Raw genomic sequence first — 16442 nt, forward strand, 5'->3', positions numbered from 1 at the left:
AAACGCCGCTGCAAGGCAGCGGCGTTTTCGGTGCTTATTAATACGACCTCTATTCGATCGTCTGCTTATCACTGTCCGACCCGGGGATCGGGAAGCCACGATCGCGCATTAGCGCCTCGATATTGGCGTCCCGGCCACGGAAGGCGCGATAAGCGTCCGCCGGGTCAACGGCATTGCGAACCGCGAAGAGGTTGTCGACGAGTTTTTTGGCGACTTCCTTGTCGTAAAAACCGCCCGGCGCTTCAGCGAACGCTTCAGCAGCATCCGCGGTCAACACATCCGCCCACATATAGCCGTAATAGCCGGCGGAATAGCCTTCCCCGGAGAAGATGTGCCCGAAATGCGGGGACCGGTGACGCATGGGCAACTCATCAGGCATGCCAAGCTCAGCCAGCGTTTCCCGCTCGAACTTGTCAGGATCGATGCCGGTCGGATCCACCATGTGAAACTTCATGTCGACAAGCGCGGAGGCGAGATATTCTGTGGTGTCAAAGCCTTGTTTGAAGGTCGACGCCGCCTTGATCTTGTTCACCAGCTCTTCCGGCATGGCTTCGCCAGTTTCCGCGTGCACGAGATAATTATCGATCACCTTGTCCGTGGACAACCAGCGCTCCAGCAATTGCGACTGGAACTCGGTGTAGTCGCGCACGCCGCCATTCAAGGTCGGATAATCGACATTGGATGACAGATAATGAAGCGCATGACCGAACTCGTGGAAGAAGGTTTCCGCGTCATCCCATGAAACGAGAACCGGCTGGCCCGGCGCGGGTTCAACGAAGTTGGAGTTGTTAGTCGCCAGCACTGTTTTCTCAACGCCGTCCAGCGTTTCATGACCGCGGAAGCCCGACGCCCAGGCGCCAGAGCGTTTACCCTGCCGTGCGAAAGGATCGAGATACCATACGCCAATCAGCTTGCCGGAGGTTTTGTCGGTCACTTCCCAGACATGGACGTCTTCCTGCCACACCGGCACGACACCGTCTTCGATGGGCGTAAATTTGAAATTGAAAAGCTCGCCTGCGACCATGAACATCGCTTCGCGTAGCTTGTCGAGCTGGAGATATTGCTTCACCTCATCGGAATTGAGATCGTATTTCGCCTTGCGGACTTTCTCCATGTAATAGCGATAGTCCCATGGCGCGATCTCAAAACCGCCGCCTTCTGCGTCGACAATCTCCTGCATTTCCGCAACTTCTTCTTCAACGCGCGCGACCGCCGCGGGCCATACGGCCTCCATCAGGCCGAAAGCCGCTTCGGGCGTTTTCGCCATGCGGTTCTGCAAACGCCAGGCGGCGTAGTTCGGATAGCCGAGCAGCTTCACGCGCTCATCGCGAAGCTGAAGAATTTCGGCGATCAGAGCGTTGTTGTCATACTCATCGCCATGGTCGCCGCGGCTGTAATACATCTCCCAGACTTGCTGGCGCAGATCGCGATTGTCCGCGAAAGTCAGAAACGGGTCCATGGAAGAGCGCGTATTTGTGACGGCGTAAGCGCCGTCACCGGGCTTGGCCTCCGCCGCGGATTTCGCCGCGGCCATGAAGTCGGTCGGCAAACCGCTGGCTTCGTCTTCATCGAAATAGATCGCGTACTCTTCTTCATCGTGAAGAACATTATTGGCGAATTTCGTGTGCAGCTCGGCGAGACGCTTGTTGATGTCCGCATAGCGCTGCTTCGCCTCGCCTTCGAGGGTGGCGCCATTGGAGGCGAAGCCGTCATAGGTGAGCCAAACGAGACGCTGCTGATCGGGGCGCAAGGTTTTATACTCTTCGCCTTCGTAAACCGCCTTAACCCGCGCAAACAAAGCTTCGTTCTGATTGATCTTAGAGAAAAACTCCGAAAGGACTGGCGCCAGTTCGCTCTGGATATCGCGAAACTCCGGCGAAGACATGTTGGATGACCAGATGCCCCAATAGGCGAAACCGCGCCCGATCTCATCGCCGGTTTTTTCCAGCGCAATAATCGTATTGGCGAAAGTCGGCTCCTCGGGATTGTTAACAATCGCATCGACTTCAGCGAGGTTTTTCTCCATCGCTGCTTCCAGGGCCGGTTTAATGCCGCTGATATCCCACTGGTCGAAATGCGGCACGCCATTATAAGGTCCGTCAAAGGGGGAGAGCAGGATATTCGCTGCTTCATTGTCAGTCGTCGCAGGTTCAATGCCCGCAAACAGATCGCCAATATCTTCGTTTACTGCTTCGCTCATTGTCGCCTGTTCTGTTTCCGCCGATGCATCGGTCGACGCGTTCTCGCGCCCGCAACCGTAAAGCGCAATTGTCAGCGCCATTGTCGATACAAGAGTTTTCATCCGCATGGGTGCGGCTCCTTTCTTATCTGTCATTCAGCTATGCCCAAATCCGCTTTCACGCCCAGCAAAAGCGGCCCCTAGTTGGGCGGTATCCTGATCGTCAGCGGCGTGGCTTGCAAGTCCGAACGGCGGAGAGGCGCTCGGTTCACCGCAAAATCCGGTCGCTTCGTCGGCGAGCCCGCCCACCCGTCAAACCCTGGGTTGCTGCTGGGAAATGCAATGGAAAGAGCCGCCGCCGGTAAGAAGATGAGAGGAATCAACGGCGCAAAAATAAGGCCGGTCGATCAGCGCTTTCAGCGTTTCCGCCGCTTCGAGTCCCGGCGCGGCGTTTCCGCTCAGGGTTTCATAACTCGGCATGATCATCGAATGATTGGCGATGTAAAAATTCATATGGCTGGCGGCGGCCGGCTCGCCGTCAATCTCCACCCGGCCGGGCGACGGAACCGTCACGATCTCAAGCTTGCGGCCCCTCGCATCGGTCGCGGCGGTAAGCGTTTTCTCTATCTCCGCCAGAATTTCAGCATTCGGATCGTCTTCGCCAAAGGGGCGCATGCAGACTACTTTTCCCGGCGCCACAAAGCGCGCGAGATTGTCCACATGACCATCGGTATGATCGCCCAGAAGCCCTTCATCGATCCAGATCACTTTTTCCGCGCCGAAAGCTGCGTTCAATACCGCTTCCACATCCTTCTCGCTCATGCCGGGATTGCGGTTGTCATTGAGGAGGCATTGCCGCGTGGTGATGAAGGTCCCTTCCCCATCCGTCTCCAGGGCGCCGCCTTCGCCTATGAAATCAGTGAAACGGCGCAAGCGCACATCAGCGCGCTCGGCGACAATATCCGCGATGCGGTCATCCTCCGGAAGCTGATATTTTCCGCCCCAGCCATTGAAGCGCAACGCACTCGCGACAAGAGCGCCGCTATCGTCTCTGGCGAAAACAGGTCCGGTGTCGCGTAGCCAGACATCACCGATCGGGGCTTCATGGATTGTCAGCAAGGACGGCTCCGGCAGGCGGCTTCGCATGATTTCCGCCGCCGCGATGGCGTCGGCGCCGCGGGCCAGCAGCTGTACAGGCTCACCGAAAAGTCCGCCGCCGGGAAACAGGATCGCCCGGATAAAATCCTCGACCTCGGCGCGCGCCGGCCCCAAATCGTCCTCCCACAAATCGGCGGCGCTGGGCCAGCCAATCCAGACGGCGTCGTGGGGCGCCCATTCTGCGGGCTGACGGCGGGAAGAAAGCATTAGATGGTCCCTTAACTATCCTCAGTGTTCGCGATTCTTGCCGCTTGGCGGCTTTCACCCTATATAGGCCCCGCGGAGCAATCCGCGACATAGTAATCTTCGGGGCGGGGTGAAAGTCCCCACCGGCGGTAATGCGAAGGATTTACACCTTCGACGAGCCCGCGAGCCGAGACGAAAAGACCCCTTCAGGTCCTTAGTCAGAGCAGATACCGGTGAGAGCCCGGAGCCGACGGTCATAGTCCGGATGAGAGAAGATTGACGCGGAAAGGACGGCGCTCCCTCTTTGTCAGGAGTTAGCGCGCCTGTTCTTTCCGGTATGCGCATGGGCGGATTCCGCCCTGTGTTACGGCGTTCGCACGACTGCGGGCGTTTGTCATTGCGGGCGCTCGTCATTGCGGGCTTTGTCCGCCTTCCCCCTCCATCCCCGATTCTGAAATGCGCTGTGAAGCGCAGGAACGGGTGCGATGCGTAAGGCGAGTTTGAGTTTGGCGATATGCCTCATGGCGGGGACGGCGTGGGCGCAGGAAGATCCTGTCCGGGACGAGATTATCGTCGTCGCCGACCCGCTGGAGCTCGTAGAACTGAATGCGAGCCGCGCGGTGATGGGGTTGGACCTTTCTTACGCCGAGGCGCCGCGCAGTGTGAATGTCATCTCCGATGCGCTGATCGACCGCTTTTCCATAGAGACCGTCGACGACCTCGCCGCCTTTGCGCCCGGAACCTTTACAGGCAGTTTCTTTGGCGTGCCCGGTTCCGTCTCGCTTCGCGGCAACCGCGCCGACACCTATTTTCGCGGCTTCAAGCGCATTGAAAACCCCGGCACGTTCCCGACGCCATTGGGCGCGTCGGAACGCATTGAAATCGTCAAGGGGCCGACGCCGGCGATCTATGGCGCAGGCCGCGTCGGCGGTTTCCTCAACATCACGCCACTGACCGCCCGCACCGCGAAAGACGTCAACGCCGAAGGCCACCTCCTCGCTCTTGAGGGAACAATTGGCTCCTATGACAAACGCATCATACGCGGCGATGCAGGAATTGCCTTTGATCTTGCCGGACGCAATGGCGGTCTTTACGCCCACGCAGAGTATGAAAACTCCGACAGCTTCTATCGCGGCATATCGCCGGAAAGAACGCTGGTTCAGTCGGCTTTCACACTAGCGGGCGATAGTTTCGAAGCGGAAATCGGCGGCGCTTATTTCAACTCCAGCGGTTACAAACAAACCATTGGCTGGAACCGCGTCACGCAAGACCTCATCGATAACGGAACCTACATCACCGGGCGCGACACCGACCTTGCCGACCTCAATAGCGACGGCAAACTAACGCCCGACGAGGTCGACGGCGCAGTCGGCTCTTTCTTCGGCACGTCAAACATTCGCCAGCTAGTCGATTTCGGCGTCTTCCCCTCGCCTGCCTTCGCGCTTGATGAAGGCGTCGGGACTGAGAAGCTGTCACCGCGCACTGTTTATATCGCGGATGAAGACATCGCCGAAGCCGAGACTGTCACAGCCTATGCAGACTTCGCCTGGACGCTGGGCGATGACACGCTGCGTCTGCAGGCGTTTTACGACTCCATGGATAGCGATCTTTATGTGAGTTACGGCTTCGCGGCGGAATATGTCGCCGATGTTTATGAACTGCGCGGCAGCTACGGCTTCAATCTCAGCGCAGGCCCGGTGACGCTGGATGCGCTGATCGGCGCCTCTTATCGTTCTTATAACAATGAAACCCGGCAGACCTTTCTTTCCGGCTATCTCGCTGTTGACCGCCGCGACTTAACGGTCGGTCCCACGGGAAGCGACATTTTCGACGATCCGTTTTCGCAGGAAGCAAATGGCATCGGCTGGGACACCGACCTCGATTCAAAAACCACGGATCTCGCCTTCTTCGCCGTCAGCGACATCGCATTTTACGAACGTCTGCACCTTCTGGCGAGTTTGCGCCTCGACCGGTTCACCGCGTCATCAATCAATACAGGAAACACAATCTTCAATCCGGCGCTGGGATTTGTGCGGCTGAAGGACAGCGACGTTCGACCCAGTTACGAATTATCGCTACGCTATGACGTATTCGATGCGCTCTCACTCTATGCGACCTATGCGGAGAACAACGCGCTCGAAACCAATGATGGCGGCGGCATCGAGGTCGACCGCGTCGACCAGCAGAATTTCGTCGCTGATTCCGAGCTCTATGAGGCAGGCCTCAAACTCTCGCGGCGCGATCTGGCGGGGTCTCTCGCCTTTTACCGTCAGACCCGCCAGCGCGCCGATCCGTTTGGCAATCTCGATGAGGAAACATCGAAAGGCGTCGAGGCGGAGCTGAAATATCTCCTGTCCGACGCATTCTCAGTCAACGGCGCGGTCACCTGGCAGGAAACGCGCATCGGCGCTCCAGGAGCCTGCGGCTCCGGCAATGGCGAGTTTGTGGTGATCCCGCCCACGCGCGCCGGGCTCGCGCCAACGGATGGTTATGGCGGACTGTTTGCCGCGCTGAACGCGTCGTGTCTTGCGGAGCTTCAGGGCGGTTATGCGCGCAACACCGCGCCGGAATGGCTCGCCTCCGGTTTTATCACCTATACGGGACCGCAAACCCGCCTCGGCGCGTTCGGCGCATCGCTGGGCGCGGTTTATGTGGGCGAGACCGGCGGCAAGATCGAAAACGCCATCATCTTTCCCGACTATGTGTTGGCGAAAGCGGCGTTGTTTTACGAGATCGGCGATCTTTCTCTCATCGCAAATATCGATAACTTGTTTGACAAGCGTCACTTCATCCCTGTGCAGAATGTCTATGAAGAAGTGGGCGCTTTGCCCGGACGCGGGCGCGAATTCACCATCACCTTAAGAGCGAAATTCTAGGAACCCTCATGTTTGTTTCAGCGCGGGCGGCGGGCCTGTTTCTTGTCCTCAGCTTGATCTTCTTTCACATCACGGCGGCGACCTTCGCTTCGCTTGGCGTCGTCTTGCCCGCCATGATCGCAGAGCTGCAATGGAGCTGGACCGAAGCGGGATTTGGTTTTACGGCGCTGGCGCTGTTCACAGGCCTGTTCAGCCCCGTCGCTGCGGAAAGCCTGAAACGGCTCGGTCTGCGCGGCAATTATGCGGCGGGCGGCGCGGCGATGGCGTCGGGCTTCGCACTCCTCGCGGCGGCCCACAGCCTGGTTCCCTACCTCATCGCAACATCCTTGCTTGGCGCCGGGTTCGCTCTCCTCGCCAACGTGCCGAGCACCTATGTCATTGCGCAAACCGTCTCGGCGAAGCGGCGCAATTTCATGATCGGCGCCTATCTCGCGGCGGGCGGCGCCGGCGGCGTCGCCGGACCCTTGCTCGCCCATGCGCTGATCGAAGGCGGCGGCGACTGGCGGCACTATTGGCGCCTCGCCATGGGGCTGATCCTGGCGCTCACCGCTGCGGTTCTGATTTTCGCAGATAGCCGTTTTTTGAAACCCTCGCCGGAGACGGCGGACGCGGCGGCGCCGGAAGCCGACAAGACAGCGCCGCGCGAATGGACCTTGAAAGAGGCGTTGCGCGCGCCGGCTTTTTATCTCGTCGGCGGCGCCTTGATGGCCGCCTATTTTTGCGGCGTCTCCGTTTCAAGCTGGGCGGTGACGCATCTGACCGGCCTCGGCCTCTCCGCAGGCTTCGCCAGCGCCATGTTGAGCCTGCACGCCGCCTCCAACGCGATCGCGCGCGCCGCCGGCGGCGTCGCCGTCAAATCCTTCAAGGCGCGCCATTTGCTGATCGCCGGTCTTGGCGCCGAAGCGCTCGGCATGTTTGCGCTCTCTTTCGCATCGACGGGCGCTATCGCGGTCATCTTCGCGCTGTTTGAAGGCTTCGCTTTCGGCATGATCCTGTTCGCAACAACAGTGCTCACCATCGAATATTTCGGGCTCAAAAATTCACCCGCTATCCTCGGCGCGATGAATTTGTTCGCCACCATCGCCATGCTGGGCCCGACGCTGACGGGGCTGACCGGCGATCTCTTCGGCGGCTTCTCACCGATCTTCATGATTTACGGAGGAGGCGCCGCGACCCTCGCAGCCGCCGCTCTCTTCATTCGCAATCCGAACATGGATTGATGCACAGACTTCCGGGCAAAGAAAAAGGCAGGCTAAAAAGCCCGCCTTTTTCCATCCTATCCCTGACGGGATTAGAATTCGTACTTCACGCCAACGCGGATCTGCCAGACAGAAGCACCCGTAACAGGTGACTGGATCGATTCCGGCGTCACAGTTTGGAAGTCTGTGAAGATATACTCACCGTTCGGGCCGAAACCGGATTCATCAACCTCAACGAGCTCAACGCTACCCGGGAAGCCGGCCTGGTTGATGACGCCCCATTCATCATTGATGAGGTTGCCGATGTTGTCGAGGACAACAAACGCCTTGGTTTTGTGACCGCCAAGAACGCCCGGCAGTTCCTGCTCAATGCGCACATCCCACTGGGAGAACCAGTCAGACTGGAACGCGTTCCGTGGGGCGATCTGACCTGCATATTCGTCGAGACCGAGATCGCTGATCATCGCGAAGAACGCCGCCGTGTCGAAGCCAGCGTCAAAGATCACATTCGGATCGCCCGCACCGGTCGGCACATAAAGCAGGTGACGACCGTCGAGCCCATCGCCGAAGATATCGCCGCCGTCAGCAAACACGAAGCTGTACGGACGCGACTGAGAAACAACGCCGAACAGATCAATGCTTGTGTAGTAATCGCTGAAGATCGGGAAGTCGACGCCGGCACGAACCGTGAAGCGGTGTGGCACTTCATAGTTCGAGTTTGCCAGACCCGGATTGTTCGGATCAGAGGTCGAGAAGTTCACGAAGTTTGAGAACGCGACCGATGACGTCATCGGGTTGCGGTCTTTAGCATCCGTGTAGGCATAAGCGAGCGTCCAGTTCGCGCGTGCGCCGCCGGAGAACTCATAGTCCTTAGACAGAGCCGCAGAGAACACTTTCTGCTTGCCGCCGTCATTGTTGGTCAGGATGAAGTCCTGGTTAAACGCACGGTCCGAACAGTCCATAGAAAGCGGATTGACGCAATCCGGATCCGAGCGATCGATACTGGTGTAAATCGGGCGGCCGTCGGGTGCTGTGCCAACTGGCTCAAGCGTCGCGTCGACAATGCCTGCTGCGTCTTTGTCATCTGTGTAGATGAAATCGAGCATCAGGTTGTAGTTGTCGCCGAAGACATAAGTCGCGCCAAGAGCGGCTTTCCACTGCGACGGAACCTTGAAGTTCGGGTCAATCGCATTCACGCCGACATTCGCCGTGCCGCTAGCTACGTCGTTGTAGAAGCTCTCCGGCACGCCCCAGAACGGACGCCCCATGCCACCTTCATCTTCGATATAGGTGAATGCGCCGAGTGTTGTGTCACGGTCACTGACCTGGATCGTGGTAATGCCGTCGCTCTGATAGCTGTTCGAGAGCCACACATTCGGGTTGCCGCCGGAGAAGAGACCGCCGCCGCCACGAATGGTCAGGCTGTCTGTCGCGTTCCAGTTGAAACCGAAACGAGGCTGAAGAAGGCCTTTGCCGTCAAAGGTCTCTGTGTTCGCATAGCCGTTCCGTGAAACGAAATTGTTGTTAAGCGCAGGAACGTCGTTGGAACCGTAGAAATCCCAACGGAAACCAGCAGTGAAGGAGAGCCCGATTTCATCGAAATCAACCTCGTCCTGAACATAGAGGGTGTTTGTCGCGAACTTGAAGCTCGCAGCGCCATCGTCAGGATTGTTCGTGCCGCCGGCGTTGCCGTAGTAAATGTCGTCGACCAGACCCAGTTCAAACGCGTCGATATTCTGATCCATGTCCGGGAAGAATTCGCTGTCGAAGCGATATTCGCCTTCCGTATGCTGGATGAACAGGTTGAAGATATCGACCGTTTCACGTTCGAAGCCGATGGTGAACAGGTTATTGCCCATCTGATAATCGGCCTTGAACTTCATGTTCAGGGTCTTCGTATCAAGCTTGTTCGAATGACGAGAGTCATCAGCGCCGAGATATACAACAGCCGTTTCGCCATTGTTTTCGGTGCGAATTTGAACTTCACCGAAGTCGGTGCCGTTAACCGATTCCTGCCCCGTATCGTTGGTGGTGTAGGAAACGCGTGCTTCTGTAGAGAAATTGTCGGACCAGCTAGAGAAAATCTGACCGGAATAAGACGTCAGCTTGGTGCTGCGGTTATAATAGTGGTCAAAAAACTCGTACTCGTTCGGATCGTCGTCAGACGCCGTCAGATTGTTGCCGGTGTTGCGGTTGTAAGTGAACGACGCCCGGTGGAAGTCGTTGATGTTCCAATCCAGTTTTGCGAGGATTTTCTCATCATCTTCACCCACAGCGCTCGGAAGCGGTGTCGGCGTGTAGCCATAAAGAGTTTGCGCAATATCGACGATGCGGTCGAGTTGAGCTTGGCTGACGCCTGCAACGCCAATTGCCCCAGCTTCCGCCGGGCCGCGGCCAATGATGTTGGTTTCATTGATCTTCTCGTAAGCAACGAACAAGAACAGCTTGTCCTTGATGATCGGACCGGACAGCGTGGCGCCGAAGCGGAAATCACTGAAGTCGCCCTTATCGAAAGAAGAGCCGTTGATCGAACCGCCATTGAGCGAGTCATTGGTGTAGTCGAACCAGCCTGTTCCGTGGAATTCGTTGGAACCCGAACGCGTGACTGCGTTGATGTTACAACCTGTGAAGCCGCCATATTCAACGTCGAACGGCGCAAGCTCGACCGCGACCTGGTTGATCGCGTCGAACGGGAACGGAAGGCGTTCCGTCGGGTAACCGTTGGAGTTGAGACCAAAGTTGTCGTTCAGCTTGATACCGTCAACGGTCAGGCTGTTGAAGCGCGGGCTGGCGCCGGCGCACTGAAGGCCGTTGCCGTTGGACTCTTCGATGAAGAGACGCGGGTCAGCGCGGATGATGTCTTTAATATCGCGGCTGACAGCAGGCGTAGACTGGAGATCATCGAAGTCGAATGTTGCATTCGGGCCGAGCGCCACTTCGCCGACAGCGGAGCGGGTAGCAACAACGATGATTTCATCGCTGCCAGCGCTGGCGCGTGCGAGGCTGAAAGAAACTGTCGTTGTGTCGCCAAGTGAAAGACGTACGCCTTCAACGGCTTCACCCTGGTAACCTGAACCCGTTACGGTGACGGAGTAGTTGCCCGTCGCGGACAGGTTCTGAAGAGCAAAACGGCCCTGTCCATCGGTGGAGGTCCGGCGGGTCGTGCCGGTCAGCGTATCGACCACGGTGACCGATGCGCCGGCGACTGGCGAACCGGCTTCGTCTGTTACGACGCCGCGAACGTCCGACGTTGTTTGCTGCGCAAGCACTGGCGTCGCCACAGTGGCGAACGCGGTCGTGAGCGCAACCGCCGCCACACCGGCGGAGAGCGTTTTCATTAGCTTCATTTGATATTCCCCAAGCTGGAACTGAGATGCCGCAACCCCGTCTGTGCGGCGCGATAACGCGACTGGCATTAGGCATATCAGATGACAGTTCAATGACAATTCATCCGGCTTTTCCTGAAACTTCTGCGACGTTTCGGCAGAACTTTCCCGGACGCTATATTGTGGAAAAATCTATATGGAATCACGCGAGGTTAGCGCATGGCTGTTATGGGATAACAGCATCTTCCACTCATCGCCTTGATAATTAGAAAGCCGAGTGTGTGCGCAGTGCAACAGATTCGGCGTCTACATCCGCTCCGGCGCGGAGAACCCAAGCAGGGAAAGGATCAGATCGAGCTGTCCGCCGGCCGCTGACGCCATGGTAAGTCGAGACGCCCGCAATGATGCGTCTGCTTCGTCTACAATTCGGCAGGCGGCGTAGAATTTCGAGAAGCTCTGGGCCAGGCCGAAAGCATGATCGCAGAGAAGATGCGGCAGGCGCCGCTCATAGGCGTCACGCAGGGCATCTGCGAAGCCAAGCAGCGTTAGCGCCAGGTCCGCCTCCTCTGGCATGGTGATTTTCACCGGCCCCGCCTCGCCCGCGCCGGCGGTCGTCGCTTTGGCGACCATGGAGCGCACCCGCACGCTTGCATAAAGAAGGTAAGGCCCGGTTTTGCCCTCAAAGGCCATGAAGCGGTCAAGGTCGAATATATAGTCGCTGGTCCGCGGGTTGGAGAGATCGGCGAATTTCAGCGCGGCGATCCCGACCTGGCGGGCGACCTCCTCGGTCTCCTCGGCGCTATAGCCTTCGGCGAAACCGTTCTCATTGAGGCGCTCACGCGCCCTGTCCGTCACCATGTCGATGAAATCGCGGAGTTTCAGGGTGCCGCCCTCGCGGGTTTTGAAGGGCTTGCCGTCCTTGCCGTTCATGGTCCCGAACCAGAGATGCTCGAGCCGCGCCTCGTCAAAATAGCCGGCCTTGTCCACCGCCCGGAAGACCTGCTCGAAATGCAGCCGCTGGCGCGCATCCACCACATAGAGCATGCGGTCAGGATCGAGCTCGCGCTTGCGGTCAACAATCGTGGCGACGTCCGTCGCGTGATAGCCCACCGCCCCTTCGGAGTTGACGAAGATGATGGGCGGCATCTCTTTTTTATCATCGTCCCGCGCGACGCGGATGATCTCGGCGCCGTCCGAGAGTTCGATGATCCCGCGCTCTTTAAGGTCTTGCGTTAGCTCGGGGATCAGCGGATCGGCGTCCGCTTCGCCTTTCCAGAGATCGAACTCCACATCGAGATCGGCGTAGTCCTTCTTCATGGCGTTGACCGAGAGGTCGACGAAATGGCGCCATAGGGCGCGATAGCCGGGCCGTCCGGCCTGCAACGCCTTGGTCGCCTTGCGCGCGACGTCGGCGCGCGCCTTGTCGGCTTTGCACGCCGCCGAAGCCGCCGGATACATTTCCTCAAGATCGGAAAGGCTTATGGGCGGTTCTTCCGGGAATGGGCCGCTCGCTTCCGGATCGAAATAGACAAGATCCGGCTGGCGAAGCTCCAACTCGGAAATGAGCTGGCCCATCTGCAAGCCCCAATCGCCGAGATGAACGTCGCCGGTCACCTTATCGCCCGCGAATCTCATGATCCGCTTCAGGCTCTCGCCGATAATCGCGGCGCGCAAATGCCCCACATGGAGCGGCTTGGCCACATTCGGCCCGCCATAATCGATGACGATCTTCTCCGGCGCAGGCTTCAGCCATGCGCCGAGACGAGCGTCCGCGGCCAGCGCATCGAGACGCGCAGACAGAAATTCTGGCGTCAACTTCAGATTAATAAAGCCAGGGCCCGCAACTGTAATTTCCGCAAATTCAGACCGCGCTGAAAGCTTGTCCGCGATGGCGTTCGCAATCTCGCGCGGATTTTTCTTGGCGGCCTTCGCCGCGGCCAGCGCGCCATTGCACTGAAACTGCGCGAGATCCGGGCGGTCGGCGCTTTTCACAGCGCCCAGCGCATGATCAAGCCCCTCGGCGGCGAAAGCTTCGCCGACGATTGCGGACAGTTCGTCTTTTAACGTCATTTCAGATTCGGGAATTTCAAACTCTTGCCGGAGCGGTTGAAGATCGCCTGCTGCGGCGTCACCGAAAAGCCGACAATGATTTCAAAGTTGACGCCGGAGATGGTTTCATTGGCGCGCGGGATGATGATCTTGTCGATATCGGCGCGGGCCGTCTCCACAGCATTGTCGCCGAAGCTCACCTCAATGGGAAACTCCGTCTTGGCGATGACTTCCGAATCCTTGCGGGTCACGGCGACGAAATAGGTGAAGGACTTTTTACCCGGCTCCCCCTTGGGGCCCTTTCCGAAGGCCAGATCGATGGTGAGCCCCGCATCGATCGGCTCATCCTCAAAATACCGGCAGGTCGAGGTCACATTCACCACCTCACCGGAATAGGCCACATTATCAATAGTTTGATCGCCATCGAACTCGATAAACCGGGAGGCTTCGTTCAAGACGACGATATTCGGACATGGCGCCGGGTTCCCCTCGCGGGCCGCGCGTCGCTCCTTGGCTTCGTCGCTCACGCATCCGGTGACGGCGAGTGCGGCGAATAGCGCTGCAACGGACAGTTTCTTCATTAGCCAGAACCCTTATATCAAAGCACAATTCCGCCTTGAGACGGTCTAGAGAACACCTCATGTCCGCCTCAGGGAAGCCCCGCTTGAGGGGCATCATCTCGTAGCCTCTCGCCGCAGATGGCGCAATGTCCCAAATGACGGCAAACGAGGCTGACGCCCAGAGAAAAAGGACCGGCGACCCCTCGTGCATAAACCAGCGCCCAGCACATCGTCACAAAAAACCCGCGCAGGAAAGCCGCCGCTCACCGTTCGGCTTGCCTCGCCGCGAGGGTTTTGCGCTGGCGTAGAGCGGGCGATTCGCACCGTTGAGGAGGCGCTGGCGCTTCATGGAGCGCCGGTCTATGTGCGCCACGAAATCGTCCACAACACTCATGTGGTGGCGCGGCTCTCAGCTATGGGCGCTGTCTTTGTGGAAAACCTCGAGACCGTCCCAAAAGACCGCCCCGTGGTTTTCTCCGCTCATGGGGCGCCGCAATCGGCGCATATGGATGCCTCGGCGCGCGGCCTTATCAAGATCGACGCCACCTGCCCGCTGGTGCTCAAGGTCCATAATCAGATCCGCCGTCATGACATGGCGGGCCGTACCGTCATTCTCATTGGCCATCGCAACCACCCTGAAGTCATGGGTTCCATGGGCCAGGCGCCGGACGGCGCCGTGATCCTGGTTGAGACGCTCGCAGATGTGGCGGCTCTGCCCTGCTTGCGCGGCCCGCTTGCCTATTCGACCCAGACAACGCTCTCGGTCGATGAGACCAAAGACATGATCGCGGCGCTGAAAGCTCGATTTCCGGACATTGCAGGCCCCGCGAGAGAAGACATCTGTTACGCCACGTCCAATCGTCAGGACGCCGTGAAAGCCGCCGCGAAAGAATGCGATCTTTTCGTAGTGATCGGATCGGCGACCTCCTCCAATTCGACGCGGCTTGTTGAGACTGCGAAAATCGCAGGCGCCGCTGATGCAGCGCTTGTCGAAGATGCAGGAAAATTCGACTGGGCGCGGCTTGAGGGCGTGACGACGCTCGGCCTCAGCGCGGGCGCGTCGGCGCCGGAAAGCCTTGTCGAGGAGTTCTTGACCGCGCTGGCGGCGCGCCGCAAATTGCGCCTCGATCATATCGAAACCGCGCGGGAGAATGTGGTCTTCAACACGCCGCTTCGTCTCGCCAGTTAAGCGTCACCTGTCAGGAAATAACATGATTGAAGTCTTCACCGACGGCGCCTGCCTCGGCAATCCGGGGCCCGGCGGATGGGGCGTTTTGATCATCGATGCAGGTGAAGAACGCGAACTCAATGGCGGCGAATCTGACACCACCAACAACCGCATGGAAATGCTGGCCGCGATCCGTGCGCTGGAAGAATTGCCGAAAGGCGCCCGCATCGCCCTTCACACCGATAGCCAGTATGTGAAGAACGGCATCACAAGCTGGATCAAGGGCTGGAAACGGAACGGCTGGAAGAATGCTTCAAAACAGCCCGTGAAGAACAAAGATCTCTGGGAAGCGCTCGATGCGCTGGCGGCGGAGCGCCATGTCGAATGGCGCTGGGTGAAAGGTCATAACGGCCACCCGGAAAACGAACGCGTCGACGAACTTGCAAGACAGGCGGCGCAGGCTTTCGCCTGACGCCGCCAACCCTGCGTCCTGTTTATTTCTAAAGCTGGCCGAGCATGTGTTCGGCGCTGGAAACGTCGAATGCGCCCGGCGCTTCAACATTCAGATGTTTGACGACGCCGTTTTCGATCACAGCGGAAAAACGCTGCGAACGCTCGCCCATGCCAAAGCCCTTGCCGTCCATGGTCAGACCTAGCGCGCGAGCGAAATCGCCATTGCCGTCAGCCAGCATGACTACCTTGTCGCCGGCGTTCTGGTTCTTTCCCCAAGCGTCCATGACGAATGCATCATTGACCGACATGCAGACGACCTTGTCGACGCCTTTGGATTTAAACTCACCAGCCTTCTCGACAAAGCCCGGCAAGTGCTTCGCCGAACAGGTCGGCGTGAATGCGCCGGGTACGGAGAATAGCGCCACCTTGCCCGAACCGAGCAGCTCACTGGTCTGCGCCGCCTGCGGGCCTTCGCTGGTCGCCACCATCACTTTTACATCAGGAATTTTATCGCCGACTGAAATGCTCACTTTTTAGGTCTCCTTTTCTTAAGTTTGGCGGGTTTTAGGCTCCGCGGGGGCGTTCGTCCACCGGCAAACACCCCCTTGCATCGACTTCACACCGGCCTTACCCTCATTGGCCATGGGTAAGAAACCATCCGCTCCCGGCGATGCCGTCCGGGACTATCTCGGCGGCCAGATTCTGATCGCCATGCCCAATATGGGCGACCCGCGTTTTGAGCGCTCCGTCGTTTTTCTGTGCGCGCATGACGAGGATCACGCCATGGGCGTGATCGTCAACAAGCCGCTTGACGACATTGGTCTTTCCGAACTTTTGGAGCAGCTTGAAATCGCTCCGCAAGAAGACGCTGATGAAACGCCAGTGTTTTTCGGCGGCCCAGTGCAAACAGAGCGCGGTCTGGTCCTGCATACGCTTGACTATAAACTAGACACAACACTGGCGCTGGATGAACAGCTCGGGCTCACGGCTAGCCGCGATATTCTGATCGATATCGCCGGAGAAAAGCCTGAGCGTCCTGCGCCGCGACGCTTCCTACTCGCCATCGGTCATGCGGGCTGGGGCGCCGGACAGCTCGAAAAAGAGATCGCCATGAACGCCTGGGCGCATTGCGAGCCCGATGAGGAAATGATTTTCGGCGGCGCCTTTGAACCCTTGTGGAACCGTGCGCTTGCTAAGCTTGGCGTCACAAGCGCCATGCTGTCGCCGGAATGGGCCTCTGTGCGCGATGAGAATCAGCCCCTCAACTGACGGGCGTCACTGACCTTTC

The 16442-nt window shown here is 58.5% G+C and carries 11 protein-coding genes and 1 riboswitch; of the genes, 5 read left to right on the plus strand and 6 right to left on the minus strand.

Annotation, left to right across the window (positions count from 1 at the left end):
• Positions 1-49: 49 nt before the first annotated feature.
• Together ACFOOP_RS16565 and ACFOOP_RS16570 are read right to left on the minus strand one after the other, a co-directional pair.
• Positions 50-2308, minus strand: a complete 2259-nt coding sequence (locus tag ACFOOP_RS16565) for a M3 family metallopeptidase (RefSeq protein ID WP_379882250.1) — start codon at positions 2306-2308, stop codon at positions 50-52.
• Between the two features lie 183 nt (positions 2309-2491).
• Positions 2492-3544 (minus strand): agmatine deiminase family protein, encoded by a 1053-nt coding sequence (locus tag ACFOOP_RS16570; protein WP_379882251.1) that lies wholly within the window; start codon positions 3542-3544, stop codon positions 2492-2494.
• 91 nt (positions 3545-3635) lie between these two features.
• Positions 3636-3804: riboswitch (FMN riboswitch) on the plus strand.
• A gap of 240 nt (positions 3805-4044) precedes the next feature.
• Between ACFOOP_RS16570 and ACFOOP_RS16575 the strand changes: the two genes are divergently transcribed.
• Positions 4045-6399 carry a TonB-dependent siderophore receptor gene (locus tag ACFOOP_RS16575; protein WP_379882252.1) on the plus strand — a complete coding sequence of 785 codons (2355 nt, stop codon included), beginning with the start codon at positions 4045-4047 and terminating at the stop codon, positions 6397-6399.
• Between the two features lie 8 nt (positions 6400-6407).
• Positions 6408-7619 carry an MFS transporter gene (locus ACFOOP_RS16580; RefSeq protein WP_379882253.1) on the plus strand — a complete coding sequence of 404 codons (1212 nt, stop codon included), beginning with the start codon at positions 6408-6410 and terminating at the stop codon, positions 7617-7619.
• 71 nt (positions 7620-7690) lie between these two features.
• On the opposite strand, the gene ACFOOP_RS16585 is transcribed toward ACFOOP_RS16580, so the two are convergent.
• From ACFOOP_RS16585 to ACFOOP_RS16595, 3 genes are all read right to left on the minus strand, one after another.
• On the minus strand, positions 7691-10945 hold the full coding sequence (locus ACFOOP_RS16585; protein WP_379882254.1) for a TonB-dependent receptor: 3255 nt from the start codon (positions 10943-10945) through the stop codon (positions 7691-7693).
• 285 nt (positions 10946-11230) lie between these two features.
• On the minus strand, positions 11231-12994 hold the full coding sequence (argS, locus tag ACFOOP_RS16590; RefSeq protein ID WP_379882256.1) for an arginine--tRNA ligase: 1764 nt from the start codon (positions 12992-12994) through the stop codon (positions 11231-11233).
• A complete protein-coding gene (locus ACFOOP_RS16595) occupies positions 12991-13554 on the minus strand; it encodes a hypothetical protein (protein ID WP_379882257.1) in 564 nt (187 codons plus the stop codon). Before ACFOOP_RS16595 ends, argS begins: the two co-directional genes overlap by 4 nt.
• 184 nt (positions 13555-13738) lie before the next feature.
• Here ACFOOP_RS16595 and ispH point away from each other — a divergent pair, with 184 nt between their 5' ends.
• Both ispH and rnhA read left to right on the plus strand, forming a co-directional pair.
• On the plus strand, positions 13739-14722 hold the full coding sequence (gene ispH, locus ACFOOP_RS16600) for a 4-hydroxy-3-methylbut-2-enyl diphosphate reductase (RefSeq protein WP_379882259.1): 984 nt from the start codon (positions 13739-13741) through the stop codon (positions 14720-14722).
• A gap of 22 nt (positions 14723-14744) precedes the next feature.
• Entirely contained in the window at positions 14745-15173 is a 429-nt protein-coding gene (gene rnhA, locus ACFOOP_RS16605) for a ribonuclease HI (RefSeq protein WP_379882260.1), read from the plus strand.
• A gap of 28 nt (positions 15174-15201) precedes the next feature.
• On the opposite strand, the gene ACFOOP_RS16610 is transcribed toward rnhA, so the two are convergent.
• Positions 15202-15684, minus strand: a complete 483-nt coding sequence (locus ACFOOP_RS16610; protein WP_379882261.1) for a peroxiredoxin — start codon at positions 15682-15684, stop codon at positions 15202-15204.
• Positions 15685-15796: 112 nt separating this feature from the next.
• Here ACFOOP_RS16610 and ACFOOP_RS16615 point away from each other — a divergent pair, with 112 nt between their 5' ends.
• Entirely contained in the window at positions 15797-16423 is a 627-nt protein-coding gene (locus tag ACFOOP_RS16615) for a YqgE/AlgH family protein (RefSeq protein WP_379882262.1), read from the plus strand.
• The last annotated feature ends 19 nt before the right edge of the window (positions 16424-16442 follow it).

This window comes from Hyphococcus aureus, from assembly GCF_042643165.1.
GTDB classification, from domain to species: domain Bacteria; phylum Pseudomonadota; class Alphaproteobacteria; order Caulobacterales; family Parvularculaceae; genus Hyphococcus; species Hyphococcus aureus.